Origin of the sequence: Streptomyces sp. H27-H5 (assembly GCF_026627505.1) — a bacterium.
In the GTDB taxonomy this organism is placed as follows: domain Bacteria; phylum Actinomycetota; class Actinomycetes; order Streptomycetales; family Streptomycetaceae; genus Streptomyces.
Window position 1 is genome coordinate 127867 of the sequence record NZ_JAPNLK010000008.1, and the last position, 8408, is coordinate 136274.

Below are 8408 nucleotides of genomic sequence, written 5' to 3' on the forward strand. Positions count from 1 at the left end.
GCCGAACCGGAAAGGGCGCCCCTTCCATGGCCAAGCAGAACGTGGCGGAGCAGTTCGTCGACATCCTCGTGCGCGCGGGCGTGCAACGGATGTACGGAGTCGTCGGTGACAGTCTGAACCCCGTCGTCGACGCCATCCGCCGGACGGACGGCATCGAGTGGATCCAGGTACGACACGAGGAGACGGCCGCCTTCGCGGCCGGAGCCGAGGCCCAGATCACCGGCAGGCTGGCCGCCTGCGCCGGTTCCTGCGGCCCCGGCAACCTCCACCTGATCAACGGGCTCTACGACGCCCACCGTTCGATGGCCCCGGTGCTCGCGCTCGCCTCGCACATCCCCTCCGGCGAGATCGGCCTCGGCTTCTTCCAGGAGACCCACCCCGACCGGCTGTTCACCGAATGCAGCCACTACAGCGAGCTGATCTCCAACCCGCAGCAGATGCCCCGGGTGCTCCAGAGCGCGATCCAGCACGCCATCGGCCGCAGCGGCGTCGGGGTGATCGCGCTGCCCGGGGACATCGCCTCCCTCCCCGCCCCCGAGAAGAGCGTCGAGCACGCCCTGATGACCGCGCGGCCGACCGTGCGGCCCGGTGACGGGGAGATCGAGAAGCTGGTCCGGCTGATCGACGAGGCCGACAAGGTGACGCTCTTCTGCGGCAGCGGCACGGCCGGCGCGCACGCCGAGGTCATGGAGTTCGCCGGCCGGGTCAAGGCCCCCGTCGGCCACGCGCTGCGCGGCAAGGAATGGATCCAGTACGACAATCCGTACGACGTCGGGATGAGCGGGCTGCTCGGCTACGGCGCGGCCTACGAGGCCACCCACGAATGCGACCTGCTGATCCTGCTCGGCACGGACTTCCCCTACAACGCCTTCCTCCCCGACGACGTGAAGATCGTCCAGGTGGACATCCGCCCCGAACACCTCGGTCGACGCTCCAAGTTGGACCTCGCCGTCTGGGGGGACGCGCGCGAGACCCTGCGGGCCCTGAACAGCCGGGTGAAGGTCAAGACCGACCGTCGCTTCCTCGACCGGATGCTCAAGAAGCACGCGGACGCACTGGAGGGAGTCGTCAAGGCCTACACCCGGAAGGTGGAGAAGCACACGCCCATCCACCCCGAGTACGTCGCTGCGGTCCTCGACGAACTCGCCGACGAGGACGCGGTGTTCACCGTGGATACGGGCATGTGCAATGTGTGGGCGGCGCGCTATCTTTCCCCGAACGGCAAGCGGCGCGTCATCGGATCCTTCAGCCACGGCTCCATGGCCAACGCACTGCCCCAGGCCATCGGCGCACAGTTCACCGATCGCAACCGTCAAGTGGTCTCCATGTCGGGTGATGGCGGGTTCTCGATGCTGATGGGAGATTTCCTCACCCTCGTGCAGTACGACCTACCCGTCAAAGTGGTCCTCTTCAACAACTCCGCACTCGGAATGGTCGAGTTGGAGATGTTGGTTTCCGGCCTGCCCTCGTACGGCACCACGAACCACAACCCCGACTTCGCGGCCATCGCCCGCGCGGCCGGCGCCTTCGGGGTGCGGGTGGAGAAGCCCAAGCAGCTCACGAGTGCTTTGAAGGACGCGTTCCGGCACAAGGGACCCGCTTTGGTGGACGTGGTGACCGACCCCAATGCCCTGTCGATCCCGCCGAAGATCAGCGCCGACATGGTGACCGGTTTCGCACTTTCCGCCGGCAAGATCGTGCTGGACGGCGGAGTGGGCCGCATGATCCAGATGGCTCGATCCAATCTCCGCAACGTACCGCGCCCGTAAGCCCGAAGGAGTGCGGATTTCCCTGAGGGGCATGCATCCCGTAGGCCTGTTCGAGAGACATGGACACGGGGGAGGTACATCGCCGTGCGGGTGGGGGCGAAGATCGGAAAGCCGTGGAAGAGAGGGCGGCCGGAGCCGCGTGAACCGTCCGCCGAGGACGGGGGCGCGGCGGACACCTCGGGGATCACCCGCAGCGTGCGCCGGGCCGACCTCAAGGCAGTGGGCGAAATACGCCGGGCGTTAAGGGAGTTGATGCGCCACCGGTGCCGATCCGACACCGCCGACGTGGCGGAGCTGCTCATCACCGAACTGGTGACCAATGCCCTGGTCCACACCGAACAGGGCGCGGAGGTGTCCGCGAGCCTGGCCGCCACCCGCTTGCGGGTCGAGGTCCGCGACTACGCCTCCCGCCGGCCCCGACCGTACGTACCGTCCGCCGACGACGGTACGCACGGCAGAGGCCTGGTACTGGTGCAGGAGCTGGCCGACGAATGGGGCGTGGACACGCTGGCGCGCGGCGCCGGCAAGGTGGTCTGGTTCGAGCTGGAAGCGTGAGGGCCGCACCGGGCGCGCGGCGCTCGGAACGGCCCTCGGGGATGGGGTGGATCAGCCGAACTGCTGCTCCAGATCCTTGAGTTTGCGCTCCAGGGAGTCGAGTCGGGGAATGGTCTGGGTGTCGTCCTCGGCGGTCAGGTCCACCGTCCGGGGGCCGGTCACCTCAAGTGGGTCGATTCCGTTCACGGCCTGCAGGGAGGGCCGGCGGCGCAGGGGCAGCTGTCCCGCTTCCGGTATGGCCGGCTCCGCGCCGACCGGCGCGGAGCCCGTTCCGGGAGCCAGCCCCGGAACCTCCACCTGGCGGGCGCGGGCCCGTCCGAAGGCCCGGTTCTGCCGGCCCAACGCCTTGATGTGGGCGCGGTCCAGGCGGTGTTGCTCCCGCCTGCGGTGCCGGTCCTGCTCCTTCTCCTTCTTGTCCTCGCGCACCTCGTCCACGGCCTCGTCGAGCGTGCGCACGCCCTCCAGCAGCATCAGCGACCAGGCGCCGAACGTCTCGCGGGGGGCCCGCAGCCAGCGGACCATCCGGATCTGCGGCAACGGCCTCGGGATCAGGCCCTGTTCGCGCAGCGCCGCTCGGCGGGTCTGCTTCAGGGCCCGGTCGAAGAGCACCGCCGCGGAGAGCGACATCCCCGAGAAGAACTGCGGGGCGCCGTCGTGACCCATGCCGCGCGGCGCGTGCACCCAGTTGAACCAGGCGGCCGCGCCCGCGAACAGCCAGACCAGCATGCGAGAACCGAGGGCGGCGTCGCCGTGGCTGGCCTCGCGGACGGCGAGCACCGAACAGAACATGGCGGCGCCGTCGAGACCGAACGGGACCAGGTACTCCCAGCCGCCGGAGAGGTTCAGGTTCTGTCGGCCGAAGCCGACCAGCCCGTGGAAGGAGAGGGCGGCGGCCACCGCCGCGCAGCAGAAGAGCAGGACGTAGGAGGCGGTCCCGTACACGGCTTCCTTGCGCCGGCGCCGTTCCTCGCTGCGCTCCCAGCTGTCCTCGGCCGCCGCCTTCTCGCTCTCCCGCTTGCCCCGGGCCAGTACCGCCACTGCCGCAAGTACGCCCAGGATCAGGAGGCTGCCGGGCAGCAGCCAGTCCAGCGATATGTCGGTCAGTCTCATGCGGATGTCCCTTGCCTCGCGTATGCGGCTTTCCGGGCGCCATAGTGGCGCAGCCGGTCCGCCGCACACGCGGGTTTCGGGACAAGTGGACGCCAACGGGGTGCCGGGCCCGTCGGATAGGGTGTTGTGGCTCGAACGCCCGCGCGAACGGAGCGAGTTGAGTTCGAATCGCGTTCACCCGCGCGGGTGGGTTCAGTCGGCCGGGGGTGCCTCGACCGTCGCCGTCATCCTGGCGACGCGCTCGCTGTCGCAGGTGCGGGGGCAGGTCACGCAGGCGTCGTCCGGGCGGATCGTGTAGAAGAAGCAGCAGCCTGCGCGGTCCCGGGTCATGAGCCGCTCGCCGGCGGGGCCCGTCAGGGTGCGGAAGCCCGCGCCGCCCGTGTAGGGGGCGGTGGAACCGGGCAGCAGCGCCTCCAGCTCCGCCATGACCCGCGACTCCTCGCCGAGCAGCGCGCCGACGTACGAGAGGCTCTCGACCACGTCGTCCGTCACGATGCCCCACAGGGCGCGCCGCCCGCGCCGCATGCGCGGGCCGAAACCTTCCAGCACCGGTTCGAGGTGCCGGGCCACCGCGGCCCGGACCTCCACGCGCAGCGCCTCCTCGTCGGGCACGACCCGGGCCCCGGGGAGAGCGGCCGCAGGATCGTCCGGCAGGCAGGCGAACTCGTCGACGCGCACCGCCATCCGGCCCGTGGTCCGGTGGAAGGCCACCTGGTCGGGGGTCGGCCGCGGCACCCGCCGGTGGAGCAGCCACGGAACGGTGATCAGCAGACAGGCCGGCCAGGCGTACCGGTGCAGGCCGAAGCCCGCGACGACGTCCGGCCGGGCCTGGTGACCGTAGTCCCGGAGCACCTGCGCGTCGTCCCAGGCGAGGTAGGCGTCGAGAGGGGCCCCGCCCGCCGCGAGCTCGTCGGCGCCGACCCATCCCACACCGCGAGGTCCGGGTTCGTGCGCCGAGAGCTCCGTGATCCGCAGGCCGTCGTACACCTCGGCCAGGCGTTGGTAGGCGTCCGCCACCGGAGAGCCGGCCGGGGCGGGTACCAAGGTCTGGACGGGCATCGTGGACCACCGAATCGAGCGATCGTTAGAAGGTTAGCCTTACCTTACCCGATCATCACGCGATCCGTATCACCGGCGCCCCCGCCGGGTCGCCTATTCTCGGAACAGGTCGAGACCCTCAGGAGGGACCGAGTGCAGGAAGCGGCCCACGTCGGGGTGTCGGAGAAAGCCACCATCGCGCCACGGAAGGTGCTGCGCCATTCGGTGCGCGGCCAGATCCTGGACGCGCTGCGCGCGGCCTTGGTCGACGGGGAGCTGGCGCCGGGGGAGATCTACTCGGGCCCGGCGCTCGGCGAGCGGTTCGGGGTCTCCGCGACCCCGGTGCGCGAGGCGATGCAGCAGCTGGCGCTGGAGGGGGCGGTGGAATGCCTCCCCAACCGGGGCTTCCGCGTGCTCACCCGGACCCCGCGGGCGCTGGCGGAGCTGGCCGAGGTGCGCGCCCTGCTGGAGGTCCCGGTGATGTCGAGGCTGGCCAGGACCCTGCCGGCCTCGGTCTGGGAATCCCTGCGACCGGCAGCGGCGGCCACCGCGGAAGCGGCGGCGGCCGGCGACCTCCCCGGATACGCCGACGCCGACCGGGCCTTCCACCGGGCGGTGCTCTCCCTCGCCGGCAACGAGCAGTTGCTCCAGGTGGCGGAGGACCTCCACCGCCGGTCCCAGTGGCCCCTGCCCGGCGCGCCCCGGGTGCGCCGCGCGGACCTGATCGCGGACGCCGCGGAGCACGTGGTGCTGCTGGAGGCCCTGATCGCCGGGGACCTGACCGTGGTGGAGTCACTCGTACGGGAACACTTCGCGGGCGCCGCCGGCTGAGCGTCGGGCCGCGCGCCGGTACCTCGCGCCGCCCCGGTTCCCGCCGCCGGAACGGGCGGACGGGGCCGGGTCGGGGTCAGGCGGCGGGACTCGGGTGGAGCTGGTCGGCCAACCAGGTGGGGATGCCGCCCAACAGGTGGAACAGGCGGCGGGCCTCCGCGCGCAGGCGGGCCGCCTCCGGTTCGGGTTCCGCCTCCGCCAGCGCGGCCAGCGCGGGAGCGGTGCCGATCAGGAAACCCAGGTCCTCCCGGATCCGCAGGGACTCCGCGAACCCCTTGCGCGCCTCGGCGACCTCCCCGTCGCGCAGGGCCAGGGCGGCCAGGTGGCGCCACGTGAACGACAGCAGCAGGGTGTCGTCGTGGGCCACGGCGCCCGCGTGCGCCCGCCGGTACGCCGGCAGGGCCGCCTGCGGGGCGTCCGCCAGGTGCTCCGCGACCAGCCCCCGGCGGAAGTCCAGGAGCGGCCGGGCCCGGGATCCCGGCGCGAGCAGGGCCGCCGCGCGGCCCAGTGCGGAGCGGGCCTCGTCGGCCCGGTCGCGCACCCCCAACACCGTTGCGGCGTAGGCCAGGTGGCCCCGCTCGCAGGCGGCCGCGCCGCGTTCGCCGTCGTCGTGCGCCACGGCCTCCGCGACCCGCAGGGCGTCCTCGGCCTCCGCCCAGCCCCGGCCGGTGAACAGGCAGCGTTCGACGAGGAGCGCGGTGCGCTGAACGGCGGCGCCCGCGTCGTGTACGTGTGGTGTCAGCAGGGCCGCCGCGTCGGTCCAACAGCCGCGCGAGCGCAGCCGCCATATCGCCCGCTGGAGAGGGTCGTCCCCCCCTGTAGAACCGGCACCGGACATGGCGGTATCCGCCACATTGCCCTCCCCAAAGCAACCAAGCAGCACGTCTTTGAGCCCTGGGGCGAAATGAGAGCACGGATCGGCGGCTTCGGCCAAGGGGTCGGGTGAACTCCTTCACAAAGTCCGGACGGCTCGTCAGTGGCCCGCGACGACCCCTTGGCGTGATTCCTCAGCTCATGCGCAGTGCGAGGAAGAAATCGAGCTTGTCCTCCAGTCGCGACAGGTCCCGTCCCGTCAACTGCTCGATTCGCCCGACCCGGTACCGCAGCGTGTTGACGTGCAGGTGCAGCCGCGTCGCGCAGCGCGTCCACGACCCGTCGCAGTCCAGGAACGCCTCCAGGGTCGGGATCAGCTCCGCCCGGTGGCGCCGGTCGTAGTCCCGCAGCGGGTCGAGCAGCCGGGCCGTGAAGGCACGGCGCACGTCGTCCGGCACGAACGGCAGCAGCAGGACGTGCGAGGCCAGCTCGTGGTGTCCGGCGGCGCACACCCGGCCCGGTCGGGCGGCGGCGACCCGGCGGGCGTGCCGGGCCTCCTCCAGGGCCCCGCGCAGGCCCTCGGCGGAGTGCACGGCGGCGCTGACGCCCAGGGTGACCCGGCCGTCGTCGGCGAGGCCGGCCGCCAGGGGCTCCCGTACGGTCGTCAGGAGCACGTCGGCGTGCAGGGCGGGGTCGGGGCCCTTGTCCTCGCCGGAGTCCCCGGAGAGCGCCGGCAGCGGCACGAGGGCGATGGCCTCGTCGCCCGCGTGGGCGACCGCGATCCGGTCGGAGGGTTCGGGCCCCGACAGGGACGGGTCGACCAGGATCTCCTCCAGCAGCGACTGGGCCACCGGTCCGCCGGCGATGTCGCCGCCCTCCCAGTCCACCCGGGCCACCACGACCTGCCAGTGCGGGGCCGCGCCCAGCCCGGGCAGCAGCACCGGGGCCGCCACCCGCAGGCGGGCGGCGATCTCCGCCGGCGGGGCGCCCGTCTGCACCAGCTCCAGCACCTCCTGGGCCAGCCGGCGGCGCACCGTGCGGGCCGCGTCACGGCGGTCCCGCTCGACGGCGATCAGTTGGGTGACGCCCTGGAGCAGGTCCAGCCGCTCGGCCGGCCAGTCGCCCGCGTCGGCCTCGACGGCCAGCAGCCAGTCGGAGAGCACGCTCTCGCGCACGTCACGGGCCGCCGGACCGGCGCCGCGGCCGTGTCCCCTGATCGGGAAGAGGGAGTACGTAATACCCTGAATCGAGATCCGGTGCGGTCCCCTGCGGCCCGTCCGGACCGCCGCGAGGTGCTCGCCCGCCAGTGCCGCGCAGACGCCCGGTGCCAGCGGTTCGCCCGCGCCGGCGATCTGCCGGCCCGTGGGCGAGAGCACCCAGGCCCGGAGATCGAGGTCGGTGGTGAGCAGATCCAGCACCACGTCGGGGCCGCCGCCGGCAGGCCCGGACGTCATGAGCCGACGGTGGCGGTCGACCACGGCCGCGAGATCGCCCGCGCGCTCCCCGGAGACCTGCCGCACCACGTACTCCGTGATGGTGGCGAATGCAACGTCCTCGTTCACCGCGAACAGGGGCAGCCGGTTGCGCAGACAGGCCGAAACCAGATCATCGGGAATGTCGCCGAGCTCAGCCTCGCCCGCCGCCAGCCCGGCGACCCCCGCGCTCGCGAGGATTCGTACGAACGGCTCGGAGTCGGCCGAATTCCTTCGCCATGCCAGGCCGGTGAGGACGAGCTCGCCGCCGGAGAGGTACCGGCTGGGATCGCGCAGGTCGGTCGTCATGACCCCGCGGACCGTCCGGTCCAGCTCCTCCTCGCCTCCCAGCAGCCGCAGCCCCAGCGCCTCGGTTTCCAGCAGTGCGCGCAGCCGCATGATGTCGCCGCCGATCTGTCTCGATGTTGCCGTTGGAAATCGGGCAGGTCGTCGCATCCTGCCTTTCATACGAATCTACAAGACGAGGGAGGCCCCCAGCCAACTCCTTCATGGTTTCGGTGACTGCACCCGGGGGACGCGCGGCTTGTGTACTGACTCCACACCGCATTAACAGCACGTGAACGACCAGTCGAGGGCCATTGGGCCTCCTGGCTTGAAGTGAACGACACGATGAAGAAGAAGAGAGCCGCACATGGACTTCCTTCGCCCCGCCAGCTGGGAGGAGGCGCTCGCCGCTAAGTGGTCTGCGTCGTAAGTCCTTCGGGGGTTGATCACGCGGCCTTGGCGGCGGAGGATTCTTCTGGGTGATCGGCGGTGTGCTGGTCGAGCCTGGCCAGGAGATCGTCCAGGTCGGAGGTGG

Annotated in this window: 7 protein-coding genes; 3 read left to right on the forward strand and 4 right to left on the reverse strand. The window is 71.7% G+C overall.

All coding sequences use genetic code 11. The features are described 5' to 3' along the window. The first annotated feature begins 26 nt into the window (after positions 1 to 26). Both OTB19_RS05880 and OTB19_RS05885 read left to right on the forward strand, forming a co-directional pair. A complete protein-coding gene (locus tag OTB19_RS05880) occupies positions 27 to 1769 on the forward strand; it encodes a pyruvate dehydrogenase (RefSeq protein WP_267796931.1) in 1743 nt (580 codons plus the stop codon). 183 nt (positions 1770 to 1952) lie between these two features. Then, positions 1953 to 2324: an ATP-binding protein gene (locus OTB19_RS05885; RefSeq protein WP_267796945.1), complete on the forward strand. Its 372-nt coding sequence runs from the start codon at positions 1953 to 1955 to the stop codon at positions 2322 to 2324. A gap of 51 nt (positions 2325 to 2375) precedes the next feature. On the opposite strand, the gene OTB19_RS05890 is transcribed toward OTB19_RS05885, so the two are convergent. Together OTB19_RS05890 and OTB19_RS05895 are read right to left on the reverse strand one after the other, a co-directional pair. After that, complete coding sequence (locus OTB19_RS05890) at positions 2376 to 3434, reverse strand: DUF2637 domain-containing protein (protein ID WP_267796932.1); 1059 nt, start codon at positions 3432 to 3434, stop codon at positions 2376 to 2378. Positions 3435 to 3626: 192 nt separating this feature from the next. Then, positions 3627 to 4493 (reverse strand): (2Fe-2S)-binding protein, encoded by an 867-nt coding sequence (locus OTB19_RS05895; RefSeq protein WP_267796933.1) that lies wholly within the window; start codon positions 4491 to 4493, stop codon positions 3627 to 3629. Between the two features lie 132 nt (positions 4494 to 4625). On the opposite strand from OTB19_RS05895, the gene OTB19_RS05900 reads away from it, so the two are divergent. Further along, positions 4626 to 5303, forward strand: a complete 678-nt coding sequence (locus OTB19_RS05900) for a GntR family transcriptional regulator (protein WP_385642133.1) — start codon at positions 4626 to 4628, stop codon at positions 5301 to 5303. A gap of 76 nt (positions 5304 to 5379) precedes the next feature. On the opposite strand, the gene OTB19_RS05905 is transcribed toward OTB19_RS05900, so the two are convergent. Together OTB19_RS05905 and OTB19_RS05910 are read right to left on the reverse strand one after the other, a co-directional pair. Further along, positions 5380 to 6156 carry a hypothetical protein gene (locus OTB19_RS05905; RefSeq protein WP_267796934.1) on the reverse strand — a complete coding sequence of 259 codons (777 nt, stop codon included), beginning with the start codon at positions 6154 to 6156 and terminating at the stop codon, positions 5380 to 5382. A gap of 154 nt (positions 6157 to 6310) precedes the next feature. Further along, the gene (locus OTB19_RS05910) at positions 6311 to 7987 is read right to left on the reverse strand and encodes a PucR family transcriptional regulator (RefSeq protein ID WP_267796935.1); all 1677 of its coding nucleotides are present in this window, start codon (positions 7985 to 7987) and stop codon (positions 6311 to 6313) included. Positions 7988 to 8408: the final 421 nt, after the last annotated feature.